The sequence below is a fragment of the Streptococcus sp. 27098_8_99 genome (assembly GCF_041431935.1).
Classification (GTDB): domain Bacteria; phylum Bacillota; class Bacilli; order Lactobacillales; family Streptococcaceae; genus Streptococcus; species Streptococcus parasanguinis_D.
Window position 1 is genome coordinate 1 of sequence record NZ_JAPVYQ010000012.1, and the last position, 24,210, is coordinate 24,210.

General features: G+C 42.3%; 17 protein-coding genes, 12 tRNA genes and 1 rRNA gene. 28 read left to right on the forward strand and 2 right to left on the reverse strand.

What is annotated here, in order from left to right; all coding sequences use genetic code 11:
• Positions 1–58: 58 nt before the first annotated feature.
• The 13 genes from rrf to O3605_RS07530 all read left to right on the forward strand — a co-directional run bounded on the left by rrf (position 59) and on the right by O3605_RS07530 (position 1,250).
• Positions 59–174 (forward strand): 5S ribosomal RNA (gene rrf / locus O3605_RS07470).
• A gap of 33 nt (positions 175–207) precedes the next feature.
• Positions 208–280, forward strand: a tRNA-Val gene (locus tag O3605_RS07475).
• 5 nt (positions 281–285) lie between these two features.
• Positions 286–356, forward strand: a tRNA-Gly gene (locus O3605_RS07480).
• A gap of 38 nt (positions 357–394) precedes the next feature.
• Positions 395–468: transfer RNA gene (locus tag O3605_RS07485), tRNA-Ile, on the forward strand.
• Positions 469–478: 10 nt separating this feature from the next.
• Positions 479–550 (forward strand) — tRNA-Glu (locus O3605_RS07490).
• A gap of 7 nt (positions 551–557) precedes the next feature.
• Positions 558–647 (forward strand) — tRNA-Ser (locus tag O3605_RS07495).
• A 10-nt stretch (positions 648–657) separates the two neighbouring features.
• Positions 658–731 (forward strand) — tRNA-Met (locus O3605_RS07500).
• Between the two features lie 3 nt (positions 732–734).
• Positions 735–807: transfer RNA gene (locus O3605_RS07505), tRNA-Phe, on the forward strand.
• 15 nt (positions 808–822) lie between these two features.
• Positions 823–903: transfer RNA gene (locus O3605_RS07510), tRNA-Tyr, on the forward strand.
• 6 nt (positions 904–909) lie between these two features.
• A tRNA-Trp gene (locus O3605_RS07515) sits at positions 910–980 on the forward strand.
• Between the two features lie 12 nt (positions 981–992).
• Positions 993–1,065 (forward strand) — tRNA-His (locus tag O3605_RS07520).
• Between the two features lie 19 nt (positions 1,066–1,084).
• Positions 1,085–1,156: transfer RNA gene (locus O3605_RS07525), tRNA-Gln, on the forward strand.
• A 10-nt stretch (positions 1,157–1,166) separates the two neighbouring features.
• Positions 1,167–1,250 (forward strand) — tRNA-Leu (locus O3605_RS07530).
• 65 nt (positions 1,251–1,315) lie between these two features.
• Here O3605_RS07530 and O3605_RS07535 read toward each other — a convergent pair.
• Positions 1,316–2,623: an MFS transporter gene (locus O3605_RS07535; protein WP_215194798.1), complete on the reverse strand. Its 1,308-nt coding sequence runs from the start codon at positions 2,621–2,623 to the stop codon at positions 1,316–1,318.
• A 659-nt stretch (positions 2,624–3,282) separates the two neighbouring features.
• On the opposite strand from O3605_RS07535, the gene O3605_RS07540 reads away from it, so the two are divergent.
• From O3605_RS07540 to O3605_RS07565, 6 genes are all read left to right on the forward strand, one after another.
• A complete protein-coding gene (locus O3605_RS07540; protein ID WP_215194797.1) occupies positions 3,283–3,903 on the forward strand; it encodes a tetratricopeptide repeat protein in 621 nt (206 codons plus the stop codon).
• 740 nt (positions 3,904–4,643) lie between these two features.
• Positions 4,644–5,081, forward strand: coding sequence for a zinc-dependent MarR family transcriptional regulator (locus O3605_RS07545; RefSeq protein ID WP_003004547.1), 438 nt, complete (start codon positions 4,644–4,646; stop codon positions 5,079–5,081).
• A gap of 1 nt (position 5,082) precedes the next feature.
• Positions 5,083–5,787 (forward strand): metal ABC transporter ATP-binding protein, encoded by a 705-nt coding sequence (locus O3605_RS07550; RefSeq protein WP_049489137.1) that lies wholly within the window; start codon positions 5,083–5,085, stop codon positions 5,785–5,787.
• Positions 5,780–6,583 (forward strand): metal ABC transporter permease, encoded by an 804-nt coding sequence (locus tag O3605_RS07555; protein WP_003009676.1) that lies wholly within the window; start codon positions 5,780–5,782, stop codon positions 6,581–6,583. Before O3605_RS07550 ends, O3605_RS07555 begins: the two co-directional genes overlap by 8 nt.
• Positions 6,584–6,585: 2 nt before the next feature.
• Positions 6,586–8,091, forward strand: a complete 1,506-nt coding sequence (locus tag O3605_RS07560) for a zinc ABC transporter substrate-binding protein AdcA (RefSeq protein WP_155200276.1) — start codon at positions 6,586–6,588, stop codon at positions 8,089–8,091.
• 138 nt (positions 8,092–8,229) lie between these two features.
• Positions 8,230–8,787, forward strand: coding sequence for a DUF6287 domain-containing protein (locus tag O3605_RS07565; RefSeq protein ID WP_003018180.1), 558 nt, complete (start codon positions 8,230–8,232; stop codon positions 8,785–8,787).
• Positions 8,788–8,977: 190 nt separating this feature from the next.
• Here the strand turns inward: O3605_RS07565 and O3605_RS07570 are convergent, their stop codons facing one another.
• Positions 8,978–11,053 carry a GH92 family glycosyl hydrolase gene (locus O3605_RS07570; RefSeq protein ID WP_371585745.1) on the reverse strand — a complete coding sequence of 692 codons (2,076 nt, stop codon included), beginning with the start codon at positions 11,051–11,053 and terminating at the stop codon, positions 8,978–8,980.
• Positions 11,054–11,269: 216 nt separating this feature from the next.
• Between O3605_RS07570 and O3605_RS07575 the strand changes: the two genes are divergently transcribed.
• The 9 genes from O3605_RS07575 to O3605_RS07615 all read left to right on the forward strand — a co-directional run bounded on the left by O3605_RS07575 (position 11,270) and on the right by O3605_RS07615 (position 24,200).
• Positions 11,270–12,550: a glycoside hydrolase family 125 protein gene (locus tag O3605_RS07575; protein WP_371585747.1), complete on the forward strand. Its 1,281-nt coding sequence runs from the start codon at positions 11,270–11,272 to the stop codon at positions 12,548–12,550.
• A gap of 76 nt (positions 12,551–12,626) precedes the next feature.
• A complete protein-coding gene (locus O3605_RS07580; protein ID WP_371585748.1) occupies positions 12,627–15,272 on the forward strand; it encodes an alpha-mannosidase in 2,646 nt (881 codons plus the stop codon).
• A gap of 91 nt (positions 15,273–15,363) precedes the next feature.
• Positions 15,364–16,233, forward strand: a complete 870-nt coding sequence (locus O3605_RS07585) for an ROK family protein (RefSeq protein ID WP_371585750.1) — start codon at positions 15,364–15,366, stop codon at positions 16,231–16,233.
• Positions 16,227–18,107, forward strand: coding sequence for a beta-N-acetylhexosaminidase (locus O3605_RS07590; RefSeq protein WP_371585752.1), 1,881 nt, complete (start codon positions 16,227–16,229; stop codon positions 18,105–18,107). Before O3605_RS07585 ends, O3605_RS07590 begins: the two co-directional genes overlap by 7 nt.
• A 225-nt stretch (positions 18,108–18,332) precedes the next feature.
• Positions 18,333–19,262 (forward strand): ABC transporter permease, encoded by a 930-nt coding sequence (locus O3605_RS07595; RefSeq protein ID WP_003019179.1) that lies wholly within the window; start codon positions 18,333–18,335, stop codon positions 19,260–19,262.
• Positions 19,263–19,275: 13 nt separating this feature from the next.
• The gene (locus O3605_RS07600) at positions 19,276–20,208 is read left to right on the forward strand and encodes a carbohydrate ABC transporter permease (RefSeq protein WP_003004100.1); all 933 of its coding nucleotides are present in this window, start codon (positions 19,276–19,278) and stop codon (positions 20,206–20,208) included.
• Between the two features lie 79 nt (positions 20,209–20,287).
• Positions 20,288–21,769: an ABC transporter substrate-binding protein gene (locus O3605_RS07605; protein ID WP_049489144.1), complete on the forward strand. Its 1,482-nt coding sequence runs from the start codon at positions 20,288–20,290 to the stop codon at positions 21,767–21,769.
• Between the two features lie 170 nt (positions 21,770–21,939).
• The gene (locus tag O3605_RS07610) at positions 21,940–22,551 is read left to right on the forward strand and encodes a YesL family protein (protein ID WP_003019096.1); all 612 of its coding nucleotides are present in this window, start codon (positions 21,940–21,942) and stop codon (positions 22,549–22,551) included.
• A gap of 2 nt (positions 22,552–22,553) precedes the next feature.
• On the forward strand, positions 22,554–24,200 hold the full coding sequence (locus O3605_RS07615; protein ID WP_371585754.1) for a sensor histidine kinase: 1,647 nt from the start codon (positions 22,554–22,556) through the stop codon (positions 24,198–24,200).
• The last annotated feature ends 10 nt before the right edge of the window (positions 24,201–24,210 follow it).

Consider the following 24,210-nt stretch of genomic DNA (forward strand, 5'->3'; position numbering starts at 1 on the left):
GTTAGGTTTAGTTTGTTAGAATATAGATATTCAATTTTGAATGTTTAACCATTCAGAGTTAAGTGACGATAGCCTAGGAGATACACCTGTACCCATGCCGAACACAGCAGTTAAGCCCTAGAACGCCGGAAGTAGTTGGGGGTTGCCCCCTGTGAGATAAGGAAGTCGCTTAGCAAGAGATTGAGCCTAGATGATCTAGGCTCATTTGGGAGTTTAGCTCAGCTGGGAGAGCATCTGCCTTACAAGCAGAGGGTCAGCGGTTCGATCCCGTTAACTCCCATTTAAGCGGGTGTAGTTTAGTGGTAAAACTACAGCCTTCCAAGCTGTTGTCGCGAGTTCGATTCTCGTCACCCGCTTTGAACAATTGTTCATTTTTTACCAAGTTGTTTAACTTGGGCGCGTAGCTCAGGTGGTTAGAGCGCACGCCTGATAAGCGTGAGGTCGGTGGTTCGAGTCCACTCGTGCCCATTAATAGTATGGTCCGTTGGTCAAGGGGTTAAGACACCGCCTTTTCACGGCGGTAACACGGGTTCGAATCCCGTACGGACTATATTTTTGGAGGATTACCCAAGTCCGGCTGAAGGGAACGGTCTTGAAAACCGTCAGGCGTGTAAAAGCGTGCGTGGGTTCGAATCCCACATCCTCCTTTTTAATTAACGCGGGATGGAGCAGCTCGGTAGCTCGTCGGGCTCATAACCCGAAGGTCGTAGGTTCAAATCCTGCTCCCGCAATTTGGCTCGGTAGCTCAGTTGGTAGAGCAATGGATTGAAGCTCCATGTGTCGGCGGTTCGATTCCGTCTCGCGCCATCAATTCAATAATTCGGAAGGGTAGCGAAGAGGCTAAACGCGGCGGACTGTAAATCCGCTCCTTCGGGTTCGGGGGTTCGAATCCCTCCCCTTCCATCCTTTACGGGCATAGTTTAAAGGTAGAACTAAGGTCTCCAAAACCTTCAGTGTGGGTTCAATTCCTACTGCCCGTGTTAATAATTATGGCGGGTGTGGTGAAGTGGTTAACACACCAGATTGTGGCTCTGGCATGCGTGGGTTCGATCCCCATCACTCGCCTATTTATTATTTCTATTATTGGGGTATAGCCAAGCGGTAAGGCAAGGGACTTTGACTCCCTCATGCGTTGGTTCGAATCCAGCTACCCCAGTTTAATTTATGCCGGCGTGGCGGAATTGGCAGACGCGCTGGACTCAAAATCCAGTGTCCGCAAGGACGTGCCGGTTCGACCCCGGCCGCCGGTATAGATTAAAAGACAAGATTTTTCAATCTTGTCTTTTTTGTTTTCGAATTACTTTTTATTTCATTTTCAATAAGTGTGTTCTTTTTGGAGTATTCTATAGATTCGAGGTAACATTATCATCGTATAGAGCAGGAGAGAAATTCCTCCAAATATGAATATCAGACCTCCGTTTATTTCTTTTTGAAATAGATAAGTAAATACAATGGTACCTATCGGCATGATAGACGTATTTAGTGTGAACAAAGTACTCATTACTCTTCCTAAATAATTTGTTTCAATACTACTTTGAAGATAGGTCATGACGACAATATTTAAAATAACAAGAGTGAATGCGATAATTCCCATAAATAAACCGCCAACGGAAGAAATAATCACTTGGGTGTTACTAGTTTCAAATGTAATTCCCAAACCAACGATAGCGATGGTTAGAAGAAAAAGTGGAATGCGAATTCTATTAGAGAGAAGTGTGTTATTTTCTTTTTTGTCTGGCAATAGTGACATAGATACACTGGCTAATAACATTCCAACCGCAGACATAGTTTCTAGGATACCTACTGTTGCATTATCTAATAAGAGTTGCTCTTTGACTACAAATGGTACTCCAATGCTAATGGAAGTATAGAAAAAATTCAGTACAACACTAACAAGAATAATATATTTGACAATCTGATTTTCTTTTAAGAATTGGATAATTTCTTTGACCCCGTGTTGATGCTTTTCAATCTGTTTAAACTTAGCTTCTTGCTCTTCGTGTTCATAGAAGAATTTCATGGTAAGTAAGACGCCTAAAGAAAGGATATTTGCAATGATTTCTATTAGAATAAAGCCTGAGAAGCCTAAGCAATTATAAAGAATGACTCCAATTGCTGGGGAAAGCATGGTTGCGATAGCAATGGCGGTTTGTGTAACAGAACTTAATCGTTGAATTTTTTTATCATTTACTAACTCGTGGATAGAGGCTGAATAACAAGTATCATTGATGTTGACTGTAATAGAGTGGAGTACGACAAACGGGATTACGAGGTATAAGATAGTAGACGAATTCGTTAAAAAAAATAAAGCATAAAACAGAAGAAAGATTATAAGCCTAAAGATAAAATTATAAATTAAGATCTTTTTATGACGATAGTGGTCTACTAAATTACCGATTGGGACCAAGAAAATCAAACTAACGAAAGGATAGATGATCATATTGATTCCAAAACTCATAGCCGATTTTGTTTGGTCCAGTAACATTAATCCTAAAGCAAAATTAAAAGCTTTTCCACTTAAAGAACTAATCAAACTACTAATAAAGTCTTTGATGATTTGTCTATTAGACATTTGATCAGTTATTAAATTCTTAATATTAATCCCCTCCATTCGTGTCAACATTGATTCGGTTATCTAGTCCTATTCAATCAACCTGTGTTGTAAGGTAATTGGAATATTAGATAGACCATAATTTTTGTTAATTAAGATTTTACCAATTATACTAATAAAAGTATAATAAAAAATGTAAAAAATATTTTATTTATGTTTACTCATTATATTTCTCTCTTGCTTTGACAATATCTAAATTGATACCTTCTCACGTACAACTTTTAAAATAGAATATATTTTACAATCGTTAAAGGATTTCAAAATGGAACAGATCGCTTTATTTTGCTTTTTATAGGCTTTAACTTCATTCTAGATGTTAATACTATTTGTCACAATTCTTGACATCGCTTTCGAACGAGAGTACAATAATTTTGAGGGCAAGATGGTTTATCTCTTTTATTTGGGAGGTGTCAGACATGCAAATCTATTTTGTTTATTCTATTTTCTATCTATTATCACGCGTAGTAGCACTTGTAGTTCTAGCTTATCTTATTAAGTTACTCATTGCTCGTTTAAAAAGAAACTAAGTAACATTTTGCCCAAATAGTAGTTATTTGGGCTTTTTGCTATACTTTAGTTTAGTGGATTAAATCTGTAAAGGTAGTGTTTAGCATCTTCTTGTTGAGTGATTTTATTTTATGAAGGTTATTTATAGTTGAAGGGGGAAATAGATGGTCTCTAAAATCGATGTAGCTTGGGACTTGTTCCTAGAAGGAAATATATTAGAAGCTAAAAAGTTAGTTGAACAAGATTTTTTTATTGATACCTGTACAGATTTTAGCCTTTTAAATCTGATGGGGTATTTATTATTGGCAGAAAAAGACTATGCCTCGTGTACCCAGATCTTTGAGAAATACATTTTATTAGCTCAACAAAATGAAGATAAAGAACATGAACACATTGGATTACATCAATTAGCGATGATCTACAGAGATCAGGGTGATTTTCATAAGGCTTTAAAACTCATTGAAGATGAAGAGAAGATAGTTGAAGAGCATTTTCCAAATGATAATCTAAAGAAAGCTGTGAATAACTACGAACAAGGCTATGTGAGATTTAAATTAAACAACCTTGATGAAGCTCTTATATTCATGAATCTGTCACTGGAACAATCTTTAGAGACAGATGATGTGATTTCTCAAGCTTGTAGCTATAGAGGGTTAGGGGAAATCTATTTAGCCTTGAAAGATACGGAATTATCCAATAGACATTTCAAACGAGCTATAGAACTTTTCGAAAGTGTTGGAGAGTTTGAAGGGGGAAAGGAAATTGAGGAATTGATTAATCGATGATTTTGCATTTAGATTTTGTCATTAGTTTGCTTAAATAAAAAGTTTTAATATGCTATAAATCATGTATTTGATTAAGGGAGATAAGATGAGAGGTTGTGTTAGAAATGGAATTTCTATTTATTTTAATTATTTATATACCTTATTTCTTTTATTTAAACTGGAAGGATAAGCCTAAACAAAAAAATAAGTCCTTTTGCTATCTTTATAAGTTTTACATGATTTACTTGTGGTTTATCCTCATAATTTCCATAATGGCTATCGGTATTTTTTCACTTGGAGTACTAGCTGTTAGAGGCGAAAAACTTACGTCTGGTTTCTTTGTTTTATCTTTTTTAGGTATAGTTCTATTTAGTTTCTATATTTTTAGTATTCTAAAAGAGATAAAGGACTTAAAGCAAATAAAAGGTAAGTAAATAGATAGACGTAATCTTACTTGAATTGTCTTTATCTGGGGTATGAGTCCGTGTCTTTAACGGAGTTCCCAAAAAGTTACAGAAATTTGAAAAATGAGTCTATTTTGCGAGGTTCAAAAGTTCCAAAACCTTATTAAATCTAGGTTATAAGTTTCAAAAAATGTATTCATGGAACTAAAACTTCAGTGTCTATTAGGATGTGCCGGTTCGCCCCGGCTGTCTTTAGAGATTATAAAGAAGTTTTACTCTTTTTTTGTTTTAATTTTATCTTTTTTGTGATATAATTAACCGGTAAAGTTTCTGCTAGTGAATTAGAAGGAGTTTATTTTGTCTGAAGTTGCAAATAAAATCGATCGATTTTTAAATTCTATTTTATTATTATCTGAGAATCAGCATGAGATTTTAGTTGGTTCTTGCACAAGTGGTGTTTCATTAACCAACACTCAGGAACATATCCTGATGTTAGTTGCTGATGAAGCTCTAACCAATTCTGTCTTAGCTAAGAAATTGAATGTTAGTCAGGCAGCGATCACGAAGGCTGTGAAGCCCTTATTGAGTCAGGGGATGCTGGAGACTTATCGCGATGAAAATGATGCTCGGGTTCTCTATTATCGCTTAACTGAAATTGGTAAGCCGATTGCATTAGAGCATCAGCACCACCATCAGCATACCCTTCACACTTATGAGGATGTTTTGTCGAAGTTTACTAAGAATGAGCAAGGGGTCATTTCGCGGTTTTTAGATTTATTGGAAGAGGAGTTATAGTTTGAGGTATATTACGGTTTCAAATTTATCGTTCTATTATGATCGAGAACCGGTTCTGGAAGGGATCAATTACTACTTAGATAGTGGAGAATTTGTTACGCTGACTGGTGAGAATGGAGCTGCTAAGTCAACCTTGATTAAGGCTAGTCTTGGCATTTTACAGCCCAAGGTCGGGACAGTTGAGATTTCAAAGACGAATGTTAAGGGAAAGAAGTTAAGGATTGCTTATTTGCCACAACAGATTGCTAGTTTTAATGCAGGGTTTCCCAGTACGGTCTATGAATTTGTGAAGTCAGGTCGGTATCCTCGTAAAGGATGGTTTCGAAAGTTGAATGAGCACGATGAAAAACATATTCTGAAGAGTTTAGAATCTGTTGGAATGCTGGAATTCAAGGATCGGGCGATTGGTTCTTTGTCTGGTGGTCAGAAACAGCGGGCTGTCATTGCTCGGATGTTTGCTTCAGATCCGGATATCTTTGTTTTAGATGAACCGACGACAGGGATGGATGCGACGACAAAGAGTGATTTTTATGAGTTAATGCATCACAGTGCGCATCACCATCAAAAATCTGTTTTGATGATTACGCATGATCCTGAAGAGGTTAATCAATTTGCGGATCGGAATATTCATTTGGTTCGTGACCAAAGCTCTCCTTGGAGATGTTTTAATGTCCATGATAATGAAGGGGAGGGTGACCATGCTTGATTTATTCCAGTATGATTTTATGCAACGGGCCTTGTTGGCTATGGTTGCCATGAGTCTTTTTTCTCCTGTATTAGGGATTTTCTTGATTTTAAGACGGCAGAGTCTGATGAGTGATACGCTGAGTCACGTTTCTCTTGCGGGTGTCGCTTTTGGGCTTTTCCTTGGAATCTCTCCAACGCTCTCGACTATGATCATTGTCATTATAGCTGCGGTCTTTCTTGAGTATCTGCGGACCTTATTTAAGGACTTTATGGAGATCGGAACGGCAATTTTAATGTCCACAGGTCTTGCCCTAGCTTTAGTACTGATGCGTGGTGGTGGAAAGAGCTCGATGAGTTTGGATCAGTATTTGTTTGGTTCTACCCTAACCATTACGGATGAACAGGTGATCGCCTTATTTGTGATTGCTTTCGTTGTATTAGTGTTAACGGCCTTATTCTTGCGGCCTATGTATATTTTGACTTTTGATGAAGATACGGCCTTTGTAGATGGCCTTCCGGTTAGGACCATGTCTATCTTATTTAATGTGGTGACAGGGGTTGCTATCGCCTTAATGATTCCTGCAGCAGGATCGTTATTGGTTTCAACCATCATGGTCTTACCGGCTAGTATTGCGCTGAAATTAGGGAAGAACTTCCGTGGGGTCATGCTGATTGCGGTTATCATTGGTTTTATCGGGATGTTTAGTGGGTTGATTTTGTCTTATATTGCAGATACACCGGCGAGTGCCAGCATCACGCTTTTATTTGTGGCCTTGTTCTTGCTTGTGAATCTTGGATCACGTTTGAGGAAGTAGATATGAACTTTAAAAAATTTGGTTGGTTATTGTTAGTGGCTTTGACCCTTGTTTTGACAGCTTGTGGCAAAAGTCAGAGTCAAAATGGGAAATTAAAAGTGATGACCACTTTCTATCCTGTTTATGATTTTACAAAAAATATTGTCGGAGATGAAGGAACGGTAGACCTGCTCATTGGAGCGGGATCAGAGCCTCATGAATATGAATTGTCTGCTAAGGGGCGGGCTATGATTCAAGATTCGGATGTTTTCGTCTATGAGAATGAAAACATGGAAACGTGGGTTCCAAATCTTTTGAAATCAATGAAGGATAAGAAAACTAAAGTGATCGATGCCACCAAGGGCATGGTCTTGCTTCCTGGATTGGAAGAGGAACATGAACACGAAGGGGGCGAAGAACACCATCATGAATATGATCCTCACCTTTGGCTCTCTCCACATCGTGCCATGAAGATGGTAGAGTCGATTCGTGATCAGTTGGTCGCAGCTTATCCAGATAAGAAAAAGACGTTTGAGAAAAATGCCCAAGCCTATCTGAAGAAATTACAGGCCTTGGATCAAGCTTATCAGGATGGGTTGAAAGATGCGAAACAAAAGAATTTCGTGACCCAACACGCGGCTTTCCGTTACTTGGCCTTGGATTATGGCTTGAACCAGGTGGCCATTTCAGGGATTTCGCCTGATAGTGAGCCTTCTGCTGCACGATTGCGTGAATTGACAGAGTATATCAAGAAAAATGAGATTAAGGTGATTTACTTTGAGGAAAATGCTTCTAAGTCCTTGGCGAAAACCTTGTCTTCTGAAGCTGGTGTTGAGTTGGCTGTCTTAAATCCTTTGGAAAGCCTGACGGATCAAGAAATGAAAGATGGCGAAGACTACGTGTCTGTTATGAAGGAGAATCTGAAGGCGCTAGAGAAAACAACGTCACAAGCTGGTAAGGATATTCAACCGGAACATGAGGAAGATTCTAAGACGGTTCAAAAGGGCTATTTCGAGGATAGTCAAGTGAAGGATCGTAGCTTAGCAAATTATGCGGGCGATTGGAAATCAGTTTATCCATACTTGCAAGATGGAACTTTGGATCAGGTCTTTGATTATAAGGCAAAATTAAATCCAACCATGACGGCTGCTGAGTATAAGGAATATTATACCAAGGGTTACCAAACAGATATTGATCGGATTAAGATTGATAAGGATTCAATGGAGTTTTATCAAAAAGGATCTTCTAAGAAATATACTTATAAATACGTAGGTAAGCACATTTTGACTTATAAGAAGGGGAATCGTGGTGTTCGTTATCTCTTTGAAGCGAAAGAGAGCGATGCGGGAGACTTCAAATATGTTCAATTTAGTGACCATGAAATTACTCCGGTAAAGGCAGCTCACTTCCACATTTTCCATGGAGGAAAGAGTCAAGAGGCGCTTTATGATGAGTTAGAAAATTGGCCAACTTATTATCCTTCGAACTTATCTGGTTTAGAAGTGGCACAGGAAATGCTGGCTCATTAAGAGCTGTATCAAAAGAGAGACTAGGACTGATTATCCCGGTCTCTTTTTGACTAAAAATGAGGAGTGAAGCTTGTCAAATGCTTGAAAATACGTTACAATGAAAGGGCTTTAAACTAAAAAATGTATGAGGAATTTTAAATGAAAAAAGTTGGTGCAATTCTTGTGAGTCTTCTCAGTGTGGTCCTGTTGATAGCTTGTTCGCAACAGGGAGCGAGCAAAAAATCAACCGCCTCCTCTAGTCAAACGACGACCTCTTCTGAGGTCAAAAAGACGGATGCGTCTAGTTCGGAAGTGAAGGAGAAAGAAAAAAAAGAAGAGAAAAAAGAAGTGAAGAAAATGGATCTTGAAGCGATTGCCAATGGAGATTACAGCAGTATTGCTGGTGTCTGGCAAGATGATAAAGGAAATAAGCTGGTCTTTAACGACAAAGGTTTGGTTTCACAAGAGTTAGAGGGCTATGGAGCTTCTTTGACGGATTATGGAACCGCCTCAGAAGGCATTTATGGTGGTCGTGATGGGGGCTTCTTGTTGGAGTATATTCCTGCTGGAGTAACTATTGGTGATCAGGTCGATGATCAAGGACAAGTCGTTTTTAAGGACACATCAGATGCCTCTAAAAACCGTTTGTGGTCTGGTGTTGGTATCGCTAGTTTTGGGGAACAAGGCTCGATCTACTATCATGTAGGAGATGAATAATGGAAAAAAGAGGCTGGGACAAAAGTCCTAGCCTCTCAATTATTTTTGGATTGTCAAGCAAGACGCAGTGGTTGAGTGGGCTCTACTACGCTGATTTCATCAGCTTTTACAGCCCTACTCAACTGTGCGGAGGTGGGACGACGAAATCGAATTCTAACGAATTACCGATTTCTGTCCCACTCTCTTTTTCTTATGCATGTGGTGGGAGCCAAGAAAGCTCAAATTGGAGCAATTGGGCTTCAAGGAGATCTTGATGGGAAACCTCTTGTTTCTCTTTGCCATCTAATAGGGCTTTTTGGATGAAATAGGCGCCTGCAGTATGTGAGTTGGCGCAAATTTTGAGCTCTTGCTTGGGAAGATGGAGAAGGACTTCTTTAAAGAGAGGGAGGCCCAGATCATAGATTGGTTTTCCTGGACAGGTTGGATAGAGCCCAAGGGCTGACCAGAGGTACCAAGCAGATAGACTACCATTGTCCTCATCACCTGGATAGGCTTGGAAATCTTGATGGAAAGCTTGGGAACGGATCTGGTGGATCAGGAGATTGGTGTATTCGGGATGAAGGCTGTGACGGAAGAGGTAGGGAATGTGAAAGCTGGGTTGATTGGAGATGGCAATCTGCCCAAATGGGGCTTGGGCCATTTCACTCATTTCGTGGATTTCATAGCCATATCCTCTTACATCAAATTGAGGTCTTTGATTGGCCAGATCCAGCAGTCGTTGGGTGAAGGCTTTTTTACCGCCCATTAGCTCTATCAGGTCGGAGAGGTCGTGTAAGGCTCCAAAAGTAGCCTGGGTTGCAGAGCATTCTGCATAATCTCCTCCCCAGCTGGTAGGAGAGAAGGGTTCTTTAAAGGTTCCATTGGTGGATCGCGCCCTCATGAAGCCTGTTTGGGCATCGTACAATGTTCGGTAGGAGAGACTGGAAGCAGCATAGTGAGCGGCTGTTTCTGTCTGACCCAATTGCTTGGCAACGGTAGCAATGCAAAAATCACTATAGGCATAATCTAGGCTATGGCTCACACTTTCGTGAAAATCATCGGGTAGGTAGCCAAGGGCCTTGTAGCTTTCATTGCCATGGCGACCAAAATGTTGAGTGGGGTCTGTTTTTTGGGCCGTCTGGAGCATAGCTGTCAGCATGTTTTCATGTAGGTCTGGTGCGATCCCTTTGGTGACAGCATCCGCAAAGACCCCATCGATGAGGGTACCTGGCATCATCCCTCGTTCATCTGGGGCCAACCATTTTGGTAGAAAACCAGTATCCTGGTAAGTATTTAAAAATCCTTCGAGAAAGTGACGGTAGTAATCGGGATAGACAAGGCTAAAGAGCGGAAAAGAGGTCCGAAAGAGATCCCAAAAACCGACATTCGTATAAGCTTTTCCTGGTTTGATTTCCTGATGGGTGACATCCAGGTGCCAGTCATTCCCCGTGCTGTCTGTTTCATAAAAGGTTTGAGGGAAAAGGAGGAGTCGGTAAAGGCAATGATCGAAAAAGGCTTGGTCACGCCCTCCGGCATCTTTTACTTCAATTCGTTTTAGTAGCTGATTCCATTGATCGGCTGCTTCTTTTTTAGCTTCCTCTAGGGAAAGGTTGGGAAGATGGCTGTGAGCCATGTCTTGAGACAGATAAGAAGTTCCTAATTGGACGGTCACTTCATTGCTAGAAAAGGTAAGAAAAAGATCTTGATCGATGTGAGTGACATTCTCGATCGGCTGGCTAAATTGCCACTGGAGATAGAAAGAGTAGGAAGTATCTGAGGTATGGGCCTGATCCAGAATGCGGAAGTGGCAGGTTTGGTCTGTAAGGCTCAAGTCCTCTAGTTCCTTTGCTGCATGAAAGCAGAGTGTCAGCTTTTCTGGTGCTCGAAAGCGCATGACAGCCCCGTAGCAGCTTGGAACTAGCTCGCTTTGAATCTGATAACGTTCCGAAAAAATCCGAAGGTAGTGGGGCTGGAAAACGGCTTCTTTCATCGAATAGCTACTTTGGCGACGGAAGAGGTCGGAACTTGTAACTTCTCTTGTGATGGGCGTGATGAGGCACCAAGCGTAGTCTCCTATCCAAGGACTAGGCTGGTGGGTAAGGCGAAATCCCTGAAAAATAGGGAGATTGGGGTTGAAAAACCAAGCTCCTTGTTCGTGTGTTGTCTGGGGAAGGAAGTAGTTCATTCCAAAAGGGACTCCGGTATAAGGAAGGGTATTTCCGTGGGAATAGTGGGGATGATTATCGCTTCCCCAGCGGGTATCGATGGTCTGGCAATGTGTGCGCATCTTGTCTCCTTTTTCTTCATCAACCTTAAATGATCTGTGTTTTTCTTTGAACACGCAGTGGTATTTTCTTCAATTGTATCAAAGCGTTGTCAAATATGATAGCGTTTTTATCAAATGGAAAATTTTGTAGAAAAAGGGCTATAGTTTGCGTATGTATTTCCCCTTTGAAATCTTTTATACTGAATAGGAAAGAATCGATACGTGTGAGGAAAATAAATGACCTATTCAAAAGAAATTGTGCGAGAATGGTTGGATCAGGTGGCTGAGCGAGCTAAGGAGTACCCTGAGTGGGTGGATGTCTTTGAACGTTGTTATACAGACACTTTAGATAATACAGTTGAAATTTTAGAAGACGGTTCAACCTTTGTGTTAACAGGGGACATCCCAGCTATGTGGTTGCGTGACTCAACGGCTCAATTGAGGCCTTATCTTCATGTGGCTAAAAGAGATCCCCAATTGCGCCAGACCATTGCTGGTTTGGTCAAACGTCAGATGACCTTGATTCTCAAGGATCCTTATGCCAACTCTTTTAATATTGAGGAGAACTGGAAGGGTCACCACGAGACCGACCATACCGATTTGAATGGCTGGATTTGGGAGCGCAAGTATGAAGTGGATTCGCTTTGCTATCCCTTGCAGTTGGCTTATCTCCTGTGGAAGGAAACAGGTGAGACTAGCCAATTTGATGAAACTTTTGTTACAGCGACCAAGGAAATCCTTCATCTCTGGACAGTTGAACAAGACCACAAGAATTCCCCTTATCGCTTTGTTCGGGATACAGATCGTAAGGAAGACACGCTGGTGAATGACGGCTTTGGGCCAGATTTCTCCGTGACAGGGATGACCTGGTCAGCCTTTCGTCCAAGTGATGACTGCTGTCAGTATAGCTACTTGATTCCGTCCAATATGTTCGCAGTGGTTGTCTTGGGTTATGTGCAAGAAATCTTTGCAGACTTGAATCTAGCCGATAGTGAAAGCATCATTGCAGATGCCAAACGCCTGCAAGCGGAGATTCAAGAAGGGATCGAAAACTACGCCTACACGACTAACAGTAAGGGCGAGAAGATCTATGCTTTTGAAGTAGACGGTTTGGGAAATGCTAGCATCATGGATGATCCAAACGTGCCAAGCTTGTTGGCAGCTCCTTATCTGGGCTACTGCGCCATTGACGATGAGGTCTACCAAGCTACTCGTCGGACGATTTTGAGCCCTGAAAATCCCTACTTCTATGAAGGGAAGTACGCAAGTGGACTAGGAAGTTCTCATACGTTTTATCGCTATATCTGGCCGATTGCTTTATCCATTCAAGGATTGACAACGACAGATAAAGCTGAGAAAAAACAGTTGCTGGACCAGTTGGTTGCCTGCGATGGAGGCACGGGCGTCATGCACGAAAGTTTCCATGTAGATGATCCAACTAAATACTCGCGTGAATGGTTCTCTTGGGCCAACATGATGTTCTGCGAATTGGTCTTGGATTACTTGGATATTCGCTAATGAGCTGTCGCTTAACAGATTCTTGTAAAGAATCACAAATATATCTTTAAATTTAAGTTAGAATGAGGTTTTACTCATGGAAAATGTTGTTGTACATATCATCTCTCATAGCCACTGGGATCGTGAGTGGTATCTACCTTTTGAAAGCCACCGGATGCAATTGGTGGAACTGTTTGACAATCTGTTTGATCTTTTTGAAAATGATCCTGAGTTCAAAAGTTTCCACTTGGATGGCCAAACCATTGTCCTTGACGACTATTTAGAAATTCGCCCTGAAAACCGTGAAAAGGTGCAGCGTTATATCGACGAGGGCAAGCTCAAGATTGGTCCCTTCTACATCTTGCAGGATGACTACTTGATCTCCAGCGAAGCCAATGTCCGCAATACCTTGATCGGACAGGCTGAATGCGCTAAATGGGGCAAATCTACTCAGATTGGTTATTTCCCGGATACCTTTGGAAATATGGGACAAGCTCCTCAAATCCTTCAAAAATCAGGCATTCACGTAGCAGCTTTTGGGCGTGGTGTCAAACCAATCGGCTTTGACAACCAAGTCCTCGAAGATGAGCAATTTACCTCTCAATTTTCTGAAATGTACTGGCAAGGGGCGGATGGTAGCCGTGTGCTGGGTATTCTCTTTGCCAACTGGTACAGTAACGGGAACGAAATTCCAGTGGATAAAGATGAAGCTTTGGCTTTCTGGAAACAAAAATTGGCAGATGTTCGCGACTATGCCTCAACCAACCAATGGTTGATGATGAACGGCTGCGACCACCAACCGGTTCAACGAAACTTGAGTGAAGCTATTCGCGTGGCTAACGAACTTTTCCCTGACGTGACCTTTATTCATAGCTCCTTTGATGAATATGTTCAAGCAGTGGAAAGTGCGCTTCCTGAACAATTATCTACGGTTACGGGAGAATTGACCAGTCAGGAAACCGATGGTTGGTACACACTGGCAAATACGTCTTCCTCTCGGATTTATCTCAAGCAAGCCTTCCAAGAGAATAGCAACTTGCTCGAGCAAGTGGTGGAACCTTTGACCATCATTACTGGTGGGCATAACCATAAGGATCAATTGACCTATGCCTGGAAGACACTCTTACAAAATGCGCCACACGATAGTATTTGTGGATGTAGCGTAGATGATGTTCACCGTGAAATGGAAGTTCGTTTTGCCAAGGTCAACCAAGTTGGAAACTTTGTCAAGACTAACCTTCTGAACGAATGGAAGGGTAAACTAGCAACTCAAAAAGCCCAGAGTGAGCACCTCTTTACGGTCATCAATACTGGCTTGCATAATAAGGTGGATACCGTCAGCACGATTGTCGATGTAGTAGTTTGTCCATTTAAGGAATTGCACCCGACAGAGGGCTTCAAGAAAATGGCCGCTTTGAGCTTGCCAGACTACCACGTAGAAGATTTAGATGGGCATCTTGTAGAAGCAGAGATTGAAGACTTGGGGGCAAGCTTTGGCTATACCCTGCCTAAGGATAAATTCCGCCAACCCTATATTGCGCGTCAAGTGCGCGTGACGGTTCCAGTTCATTTGGCAGCCTTGTCTTGGACAACCTTCCAGCTCTTAGAAGGCAAAGCGCCTCATCATGATGGTCTGTTCCAAAATGGGGTGATCGATACGCCATTTGTAACCCTTAGTATCGATGATGGCTTGACCCTCTATGATAAAACGACCAATGAGGCTTATGAGGATTTCCTTCGCTTTGAAGATCGTGGGGATATTGGAAATGAATATATCTACTTCCAACCAAAAGGAACAGAGCCGATCTATGCGGAGTTAACAGCTTATGAGGTCTTGGAAAACAATGCTCGCTATGCCAAAATCTTGCTCAAGCATGACTTGACGATCCCGGTCAGCGCGGATGAACAATTGGATGCGGAGCAAAGAGGCATTATCGAGTTTATGAACCGCAAGGCAAGTCGCTCAGAAGAGCTGACAACCATCCCTCTTGAAACGGAGATGACCATCTTTGTAGATGATCCGCAAATTCGCTTCAAGACGCGCTTCACCAATACTGCCAAGGATCACCGTATCCGTCTCCTGGTCAAGACTCACAATACACGTCCAAGCAATGATTCTGAAAGTATCTATGAGGTGGTCACACGGCCAAATAAACCGGCTGCTTCTTGGGAAAATCCTGAAAATCCCCAACACCAACAAGCCTTCGTCAGCTTGTATGATGACGTCAAAGGGGTAACAGTGGCCAATAAAGGATTACATGAATACGAAATCCTTGGAGACGATACGATAGCTGTAACCCTTCTCCGTGCTTCCGGTGAACTTGGTGACTGGGGCTATTTCCCAACACCAGAAGCACAATGTTTGCGGGACTTTGAGGTTGAATATGCAGTAGAATGCCATCAAGCTCAGGGGCGCTTCTCCGCTTATCGCCGAGCGAAAGCTTTGCAGACACCGATGACCAGCCTTCAAGTTGAAAAACAAGAAGGAAGTGTAGCAGCGTCTGGTAGCTTACTCAAGCATACAGCTTTGACACATCCTCAGGTTTGTCCAACAGCCTTTAAGGTAGCGGAAAATGAAGAAGGTTACATCCTTCGCTATTACAACATGAGTCAAGAAAATGTGCGCGTGTCAGAAGGACAACAAACGGTTGTCGATCTTCTGGAACAACCGTATCCGGTTCATACAGGTTTATTGGCACCGCAAGAAATCCGGACAGAATGGATTAAAAAAGAAGAAGTATAGCTGTTTGCAGCTGAAGAAACAATAAAAGGAAAGGAGGAGCGAAAAAAGTAAGGACCGACTGCTGACTCGCTCCTTTTTACAGGTAAAAGCAATGACCATTGCAACGATTGATATCGGAGGGACTGGGATTAAGTTTGCTAGTCTCACTCCGGATGGAAAGATTTTAGATAAGGCCAGCACCCCAACGCCAAAAACTCTAGAAGATTTGTTGGCTTGGTTGGATCAACGCTTGTCAGAACGTGACTACCGTGGGATTGCCATGAGTGTGCCAGGTGCCGTTCATCAAGAAACCGGGGTGATTGAGGGGATCAGTGCCATTCCTTATATCCATGGTTTTTCATGGTATGAGGCTCTTTCTCATCACAAGCTACCTGTCCATCTAGAAAATGATGCCAACTGTGTTGGACTGAGTGAATTGCTGGCGCATCCTGAGATTGAAAATGCAGCCTGTGTCGTGATTGGTACAGGAATCGGTGGAGCCATGATTATCAATGGCAAGCTTCACCGTGGACGTCATGGTTTGGGCGGTGAGTTTGGCTATATGACAACCATCGAGCCGGCAGAAAAGCTCAACAACTGGTCACAACTCGCTTCTACGGGAAGTATGGTGCGCTACGTCATTGAAAAATCTGGTCAGTCTGACTGGGATGGACGAAAGATTTACCAAGAGGCTGCAGCAGGCAATGCCCTTTGCCAAGAAGCCATTGAGCGCATGAATCGTAACCTTGCTCAAGGGCTGCTCAATATCCAGTACCTAATCGACCCAGATGTGATTAGCCTAGGTGGCTCTATCAGTCAGAATCCAGATTTTATCAAAGGGGTTCAAAAAGCAGTAGACGCTTTTGTGGACAGATATGAAGAATATACTATCGCTCCAGTGATTCAAGCTTGCACCTATCAGGCAGATGCCAATCTCTACGGTGCCCTTGTCAACTGGTTACAGGAGGAAAACCAATGGTAAGTTTTACAGGACTCAGTCCCAAACAAGCGCAAGCTATCGAAGTATTAAACAATCACATTTCTCTACCAGATGTAGAAGTGTCGGTTGCTCAGTCTGACCAAGCTTCTATCTCTATCAAGGGTGAGAAGGGGCAGTATCAACTGACCTACCGTAAACCTCATCAACTCTACCGTGCTTTATCTGTGCTAGCAACAGCTTTAGCAGAAGGGGACAAGGTAGAGATTGAAGAGCAGGCGGCCTATGAAGATTTAGCCTATATGGCGGACTGTTCGCGCAATGCCGTGATCAATGTCGCATCAGCCAAGCAGATGATCGAAGTTCTAGCTCTCATGGGCTACTCAACCTTTGAGCTTTACATGGAAGACACCTATCAAATCGAGGGGCAACCTTACTTTGGTTATTTCCGTGGAGCTTATTCTGCTGAAGAGTTACAGGAAATCGAAAGCTACGCCCAACAGTTTGACATGACTTTTGTCCCCTGCATCCAAACCTTGGCTCACTTATCAGCCTTTGTCAAATGGGGTGTCAAGGAAGTGCAGCAACTCCGCGATGTAGAAGATATCCTCCTCATCGGTGAAGAAAAAGTCTACGACCTGATTGACGGTATGTTTGCGACGTTATCTAAACTACAAACTCGCAAGGTCAACATCGGGATGGATGAAGCCCACTTGGTTGGTTTGGGACGCTACCTTATCTTGAACGGTATTGTGGACCGTAGTCTCCTTATGTGTCAACACTTGGAGCGCGTGCTGGATATTGCGGACAAGTACGGTTTCCACTGCCAGATGTGGAGCGATATGTTCTTCAAGCTCATGTCAGCAGATGGCCAGTACGACCGTGAGGTGGAAATTCCAGAAGAAACGCGTGTTTACCTTGACCGTCTCAAAGACCGTGTGACCTTGGTTTACTGGGATTATTATCAAGATAGCGAGGAAAAATACAACCGAAACTTCCGTAATCACCATAAGATTAGTCAGGATATTGCCTTTGCTGGTGGTGCCTGGAAGTGGATTGGTTTTACGCCCCACAACCAATTTAGTCGCTTAGTAGCTATTGAAGCCAATAAAGCCTGCCGTGCCAACCAGATCAAGGAAGTCATCGTGACGGGATGGGCAGATAATGGTGGGGAAACAGCCCAGTTCTCTATTCTACCAAGTCTGCAAATCTGGGCGGAACTCAGCTACCGCAATGATTTAGAGCGTTTATCTACTCATTTCAAGACCAATACAGGCCTCTCAGTTGAGGACTTCATGCAGCTGGATCTAGCCAACCTCTTGCCAGACCTACCAGGTAATATACATGGTATCAACCCCAACCGCTATGTCTTTTATCAGGATGTTCTTTGTCCGATTCTGGACAAACACATGACACCTGAACAGGACAAGCCACACTTTGCCAAGGCAACTGAGACTCTTACTGCTATCAAAGAAAAAGCGGGCGTCTACGCCTATCTCTTTGAGACCCAGGCTCAGTTGAATGCTATTTTAAGTAGTAAAGTGGATGTAGGTCGACGCATCCGTGAGGCCTATCACGCAGGTGATAAAGAGAGTTTGCGACAAATTGCTAGAGAAGAATTGCCAAAACTCAGAAGCGAGATAGAAGCCTTCCATTCTCTCTTTAGCCACCAATGGTTGAAAGAAAACAAGGTCTTTGGTTTGGATACCGTAGATATCCGGATGGGTGGACTCTTGCAACGGATCAAGCGAGCAGAAAGTCGGATTGAAGACTATCTAGCCGGTTCCATCACACGTATCGATGAACTAGAAGTAGAGATCTTGCCATTCAATGATTTCTACAGGGATCAGGACTTCGCAGCCACAACGGCTAACCAGTGGCATACTATTGCGACTGCCTCAACCATTTATACAACGTAAAAAAAGCCAAGTTGGATGACAGATATCTCATCCACGGTCGATAGGAGTAGAAGAGGGTTTGTACTTACGACCACCCTTTTCTACTCTTTTTTAAAACTATGTCATAAATTTGTAGAATTTTTTCTATAATTAGGAGTTTGAAAATGTAAACGGGCTATCTTATAATAGGTGATGTAAACGCTACCAAAGCGAAAAACACGCTCAAGGCTCAAAGGGGGGAGTTAGATGAAAAAGTTTGTAAGGACTCTGAGAGAAAATTTCATTTTTCTTTTAATGGTCTTACCTGGTGCAGCGTGGTTAATCTTATTCTTCTATATTCCGGTTTTTGGGAATATCGTAGCATTTAAGGACTATCATATTACGGGAGAGGGCTTCATCGACAGTGTCATGAAGAGTAAATGGGTTGGCTTTGACAACTTCAAGTTCCTCTTTAGTTCCAAAGATGCTTACATTATTACAAGAAACACGGTATTGTACAACTTAGGATTTATCTTCTTAGGATTGATTGTTTCCGTAGGGATTGCCATCATCTTTAGTGAGTTGAGATCAAAAAGAGTGGTCAAGGTGCTTCAAACCTCCATGCTCTTCCCATACTTCTTATCATGGGTTATCATCAGCTTCTTCACCGATGCCTTCCTTAATGTGGACAAAGGATTGGTCAACCACATCTTAGCTTCATTTGGTATGAAAGCCATCAATTTCTATTCGGAATTGTGGATCTGGCCAGCGCTTCTCCTCTTCTTAGGAATCTGGAAAGGCTTTGGTTATAGCAGTGTCATGTACTATGCAACCATCATGGGAATCGATCCAACCTTCTATGAAGCAGCGACCGTGGATGGTGCGTCTAAGTGGCAACGCATTCGCAACATCACCATTCCTCAGTTGTCTTCCTTGATTACAGTTTTGACCATTCTTGCAGTCGGAAATATCTTCCGCGCAGACTTCGGTCTTTTCTACCAAATCCCGCATAATGCTGGAGCGCTCTATAGCGTGACCAACGTTATTGATGTTTATGTCTACAACGGTTTGACCAAGTCAGGGGATATCGGGATGACAGCAGCAGCCGGTCTTTACCAATCGGTTGTCGGTTTAATTCTTGTTTTGATCTCAAATATCTTTGCTCGCCGCATTGATAAGAATTCCGCTCTCTTCTAGAAAGGAGGATCGTATGAAAAAATCAACCATTCAAAAAGAAAAAATTGATAATGTCGGGATCCATTCTTTCAGTAAGAAGAGCAACTTCTTCTTTACCTTGTTGTTGACCTTGGTCGGCTTGACCTGTGTGCTTCCCTTCATCTTCGTTGTCATGATCTCTTTGACAGACGAACAAAGTTTGGCGGTTCATGGATTCCAATTCTGGCCAGCAAAATTTGGATTTGATGGTTACCTCTTCTTGGTACAATTCAAAGACAAAATCTTGCAAGCCCTCTTCATCACCTTGTTTGTGACCATTGTGGGAACAGCATGTAATGTCTTTATCACAACGACCTATGCTTACGCTATCTCACGGAGTACCTTTAAATACCGCAAGTTCTTTACCGTATTTTCACTCCTTAGTATGCTCTTTAGTGCAGGGTTGGTTCCAAGCTACATTGTGACCACTCAACTCTTGCAGTTAGGTGATACCATCGGGGCTTTGATTATCCCAATGTTGCTCAGTCCATTTAACATCATCTTGATGCGGACCTTCTTTAAACGGACCATTCCAGAAGCCATCCTTGAATCCGCTCGGATCGATGGGGCAAGTGAAACACGGATCTTCTTCCAAATCTGCTTGCCATTGTCTCTACCAGGGATTGCGACTATCAGTTTGTTCACTGCTTTAGGGTTCTGGAACGACTGGTTCAATGCCCTCCTCTATATTAAGAGTGACAACCTTTACCCATTGCAATACCTCTTGATGCAAATCCAAAACAATATGGATTACATCGCTAAAAACGTCGGGGTATCCGGCCAATTGGCAGGAGCTGTACAATCCATCCCACGGGAAACAGGACGTATGGCCATGGTGGTTGTGGCAACAGTGCCAATCGCCATTCTCTATCCATTCTTCCAACGCTACTTTGTAAAAGGCTTGACCATCGGTGGTGTGAAAGAATAACATCGTTCATTGAAAATCAGCAGGATTTTCAACTCATAACTTAGTCTAAAAAGAAAATAACTTAAAGGAGATTTTTCTTATGAAAAATTGGAAAAAATACGCGTTAGCATCTGCTAGTGTCATCGCTCTTGGAGCTACTCTTGCTGCTTGTGGAAGCCTTACAGGTAACAACAAGAAATCTGCAACAACTGAAGACGGGAAACCAATCATTAAGATGTACCAAATCGGTGACAAACCAGATAACTTGGATACCTTGTTAGAAAATGCCAACAAGATCATTGAAAAGAAAGTCGGCGCAAAATTGGATATCCAATACCTTGGTTGGGGTGACTACGCACAAAAAATGAACGTTATCATCTCATCTGGTGAAAACTATGATATCGCCTTTGCTAATAACTACGTGATCAACGCTCAAAAAGGTGCTTATGCTGACTTGACAGAATTGTACAAGAAAGAAGGGAAAGACCTTTACAAAGCACTTGACCCAGCTTACATCAAAGGGAATACTGTAAACGGCAAGATCTATGCTGTTCCAGTAGCAGCTAACGTTGCATCTTCTCAAAACTTTGCCTTCAACGGACCACTTCTTGAAAAATATGGTATCGACGTTTCAAACGTGAAAGACTATGCTTCCCTTGAACCAGTCTTGAAAGCCATCAAAGAAAAAGATCCAAACGTTGTTCCATTTGCAATGAACAAGAGCTACGGTGGACCTTCAGATGACTTCGACTATGTGGCTGTTGATGGACTTCCATTCGTAGTTGACTTGAAAGGTGACACCACTAAGATCGTTGACCGTTATACAATTCCACGTTATGTAGAAAACTTGAAGACTCTTCACAAATACTACGAAGCAGGATACATTCCAAAAGACGTAGCAACTAGCGACACTGGTTATGATCTTTCTCAAGATACATGGTTGGTTCGTGAAGAAACAGTAGGACCAGCTGACTACGGTAACAGCTTGCTTACTCGTGTAGCAAACCGTAAGATCGAAATCAAACCATTTACTGAACTTTACAAGAAGAACAACACTACTCAAGTAGCTAACTTTGTTATCTCAAACAACTCTAAGAACAAAGAAAAAGCCATGGAAGTGTTGAACCTCTTGAACACTGATCCAGAACTTTTGAACGGCCTTGTTTATGGACCAGAAGGCAAGAACTGGGAAAAAGTTGCCGGCAAAGAAAACCGTGTCAAAGTCTTGGATGGCTACAACGGAAACACTCACATGTCTGGATGGAACACTGGTAACAACTGGATTCTTTACATCAACGAAAACGTAACAGATGAACAAATTGCACAATCTAAGAAAGATTTGGAAACTGCAAAAGAATCCCCAGCACTTGGCTTCATCTTTAACACAGATAAAGTGAAATCAGAAATCACTGCTCTTACAAATACTTTGAACCAATTTGCAGGTGCGATCAATACTGGTACTGTGGATCCTGAAGTAGAAGTTCCTAAGATGCTTGAAAAATTGAAATCAGAAGGTGCTTACCAAAAAGTACTTGATGAAATGCAAAAACAATACGACGAATTCCTTGCTTCTAAAAAATAAGAACAGGTAGTGCGAAAAGGCTTTGGGGCTGTCTCCAAGGCCTTTTCACTCCTCTATGAAAACAGATCTTGGAAATGAAAATTGAGATTTCAATAGAAGAATGCAAATTTGAGGAAAGCGTTTTATTTTTATGATATAATAGAATGACTAATTGGAAAAGAGGCTGAAACATGGGAAAAATCATTGAGTTCATTTTTACGAGAGTCTATGTTGCTATGCTGGTAACAGGGATTTTTTGGGTTTTGACGATCTGTGGGGGTGTTCTGCTAGGAGTAGGACCAGCCGGCACCACAGTTATGAGCCTCTATGCAGAAAATGGCATGTCTTACAAAGACTATCACTGGTCACGCGCTTGGGAACTCTTCAAAGAAAATCTGGTCCCAGCCAATCAAGTCTTTTACACCTTCTTTGCGATTGAAGGGGTTCTCCTCTATGGCATGTATCTCATGATCCAGATTCCTCACTTGAATTTCTTCCAAATTTTGGTTCTCTTGTTTAATCTGGTTTTCCTCTTGGTTGCGCCTCTAGCTTACGCCGTTTATTTGAAATTGCAAGTTCATTTCGATCTCTCTTATGCCAATAGTATCAAGCTCAGTTTGATCGGAATGTTGCTGGACATTCGTCCAGTTCTGAAGCTCATCCTTGGAACCGCGCTACTTGGCGTCATTAGCTACTATATGCCAGCCCTTCTCTTTTTCGTCTTGATCGGTGTATGGCATTTCTTTGTCAATGATATTTTTGACCCTGTCTATCAAAACATCCACGAAAAATTGGTATCCTAACGATGAAAAGAATCTGGTTAAGTACGCTTTTAAAATTCTACGCCTATGTCATGGTGGTCATTTTGACCATTATGGGTCTGGTCGTCGCGGGGATCTCTTGGAAAAACCAACAAGCTGAAGCCGACCGAATCGCCCAACGGGTATTGACCGAAGTGGTGACGGATCTCGAGACCTCTTATCAGCGGGTCACACAAGAAGGCCGTAGCCTCGTTGAAAACCCTGCAAAATTAGAAGGAGTTTATCGCTATTTTACCTTGTCACCATCCGAGTATGAGACTTGGCGATTGAATGCCCAACTCCCTTCTTATATCCAGTTGTCTCTACATAAGAATATTGATAGCCTCTATTTGAGCAATAAAAATATCGAGGGCATCGATGTCACCTTGTCTGATTACAAGACGGTATTTGTCTCCACACGGCAATCGAAGGGAGGTAAGCAGGTCTCGGCGGATCATTACAAGGCTCCTGTGACAGCTATTCCAGTTCCTTTGACAGACCCGACAACGGGAGCCGGAGTTGGGATTGCTTATATGACTTTGGACCAGGAAATTTTGACGGCAACGATTGATAATGCCAGAGGCGATCTTCCAATCGCTGTGCGGATCTTTACGCCCTTTGGGAAAGAGATGTACCATGAAGGGGATAAGGGACAATCGAAGGATATTAAATGGCAAACCCGTAGCACGATCTATGGCTACAAGGTGGATGTAGCTGTTTCTGAAAGTTATCTGGTCAAAAAGGGTCTAGCTAACCTGACCACTTTTCTCTCTATTGCTTTCCTAATTTTCTTGATCCTTTACTTGTTATTAGGTCAGATTTTCAAAAATTACCGGCGTCAAGTCCTCGATTTGGTCGATACCATGAATCTGATCAGTCAAGGCGATAGTGAACGACGGATTGATACCTCGACCAAGGACCAAGAACTGCTGGTTATTGGTAATATGATCAATACCATGTTAGACAATATGGATAAGAATATTCGGGATATCTACCAGCTGCAGCTCAGCCAAAAAGATGCCAATATGCGGGCACTACAAGCCCAGATCAATCCCCACTTCATGTACAATACACTGGAATTTATCCGGATGTACGCCGTCATGCAAGAGCAGGATGAATTGGGTGATATTATCTATGAGTTTAGTAGTCTCCTGCGCAATAATATCTCAGATGAGCGAGTGACGACAGTTGAAAATGAGCTCGAATTTTGCCGCAAATACAGCTACCTCTGTATGGTGCGTTATCCAAAATCGATTGCCTATGGCTTTAAGATCGATCCAGGCTTGGAAAAAATGAAGATTCCAAAATTTACTATCCAGCCTTTGGTTGAGAACTATTTTGCACATGGGGTGGACCACAAACGCAAGGACAATGTGATTAGTGTCAAAGTCTTGCAAGGAGAAGGGCAAGTCATGATCCTGGTTAGTGATAATGGGCGTGGGATGGAAGAAGAACAGCTAGAAAAAATTCAAGAGATACTAGCCAATCGCAATCCACGCTCAGAAATCGAAGAAAAGAGTGGCCGGCAGTCCATCGGAATTGTCAATGTCCATGAACGCATGCTACTCTATTTTGGAGATCGCTACCATATCCAAGCCTTCTCCCAACCTCACCATGGAGTGACTTATACGATAACCATTCAAGATGAATAAAGGAGACAGA

What these genes read in the sequence shown, in the direction of transcription:
- O3605_RS07535 (WP_215194798.1), bottom strand. Translation starts at nt 2,623, where the DNA reads ATGTTGACACGAATGGAGGGGATTAATATTAAGAATTTAATAACTGAT.
- O3605_RS07540 (WP_215194797.1), top strand. Translation starts at nt 3,283, where the DNA reads ATGGTCTCTAAAATCGATGTAGCTTGGGACTTGTTCCTAGAAGGAAAT.
- O3605_RS07555 (WP_003009676.1), top strand. Translation starts at nt 5,780, where the DNA reads ATGCTTGATTTATTCCAGTATGATTTTATGCAACGGGCCTTGTTGGCT.
- O3605_RS07560 (WP_155200276.1), top strand. Translation starts at nt 6,586, where the DNA reads ATGAACTTTAAAAAATTTGGTTGGTTATTGTTAGTGGCTTTGACCCTT.
- O3605_RS07565 (WP_003018180.1), top strand. Translation starts at nt 8,230, where the DNA reads ATGAAAAAAGTTGGTGCAATTCTTGTGAGTCTTCTCAGTGTGGTCCTG.
- O3605_RS07570 (WP_371585745.1), bottom strand. Translation starts at nt 11,053, where the DNA reads ATGCGCACACATTGCCAGACCATCGATACCCGCTGGGGAAGCGATAAT.
- O3605_RS07575 (WP_371585747.1), top strand. Translation starts at nt 11,270, where the DNA reads ATGACCTATTCAAAAGAAATTGTGCGAGAATGGTTGGATCAGGTGGCT.
- O3605_RS07580 (WP_371585748.1), top strand. Translation starts at nt 12,627, where the DNA reads ATGGAAAATGTTGTTGTACATATCATCTCTCATAGCCACTGGGATCGT.
- O3605_RS07585 (WP_371585750.1), top strand. Translation starts at nt 15,364, where the DNA reads ATGACCATTGCAACGATTGATATCGGAGGGACTGGGATTAAGTTTGCT.
- O3605_RS07590 (WP_371585752.1), top strand. Translation starts at nt 16,227, where the DNA reads ATGGTAAGTTTTACAGGACTCAGTCCCAAACAAGCGCAAGCTATCGAA.
- O3605_RS07595 (WP_003019179.1), top strand. Translation starts at nt 18,333, where the DNA reads ATGAAAAAGTTTGTAAGGACTCTGAGAGAAAATTTCATTTTTCTTTTA.
- O3605_RS07600 (WP_003004100.1), top strand. Translation starts at nt 19,276, where the DNA reads ATGAAAAAATCAACCATTCAAAAAGAAAAAATTGATAATGTCGGGATC.
- O3605_RS07605 (WP_049489144.1), top strand. Translation starts at nt 20,288, where the DNA reads ATGAAAAATTGGAAAAAATACGCGTTAGCATCTGCTAGTGTCATCGCT.
- O3605_RS07610 (WP_003019096.1), top strand. Translation starts at nt 21,940, where the DNA reads ATGGGAAAAATCATTGAGTTCATTTTTACGAGAGTCTATGTTGCTATG.
- O3605_RS07615 (WP_371585754.1), top strand. Translation starts at nt 22,554, where the DNA reads ATGAAAAGAATCTGGTTAAGTACGCTTTTAAAATTCTACGCCTATGTC.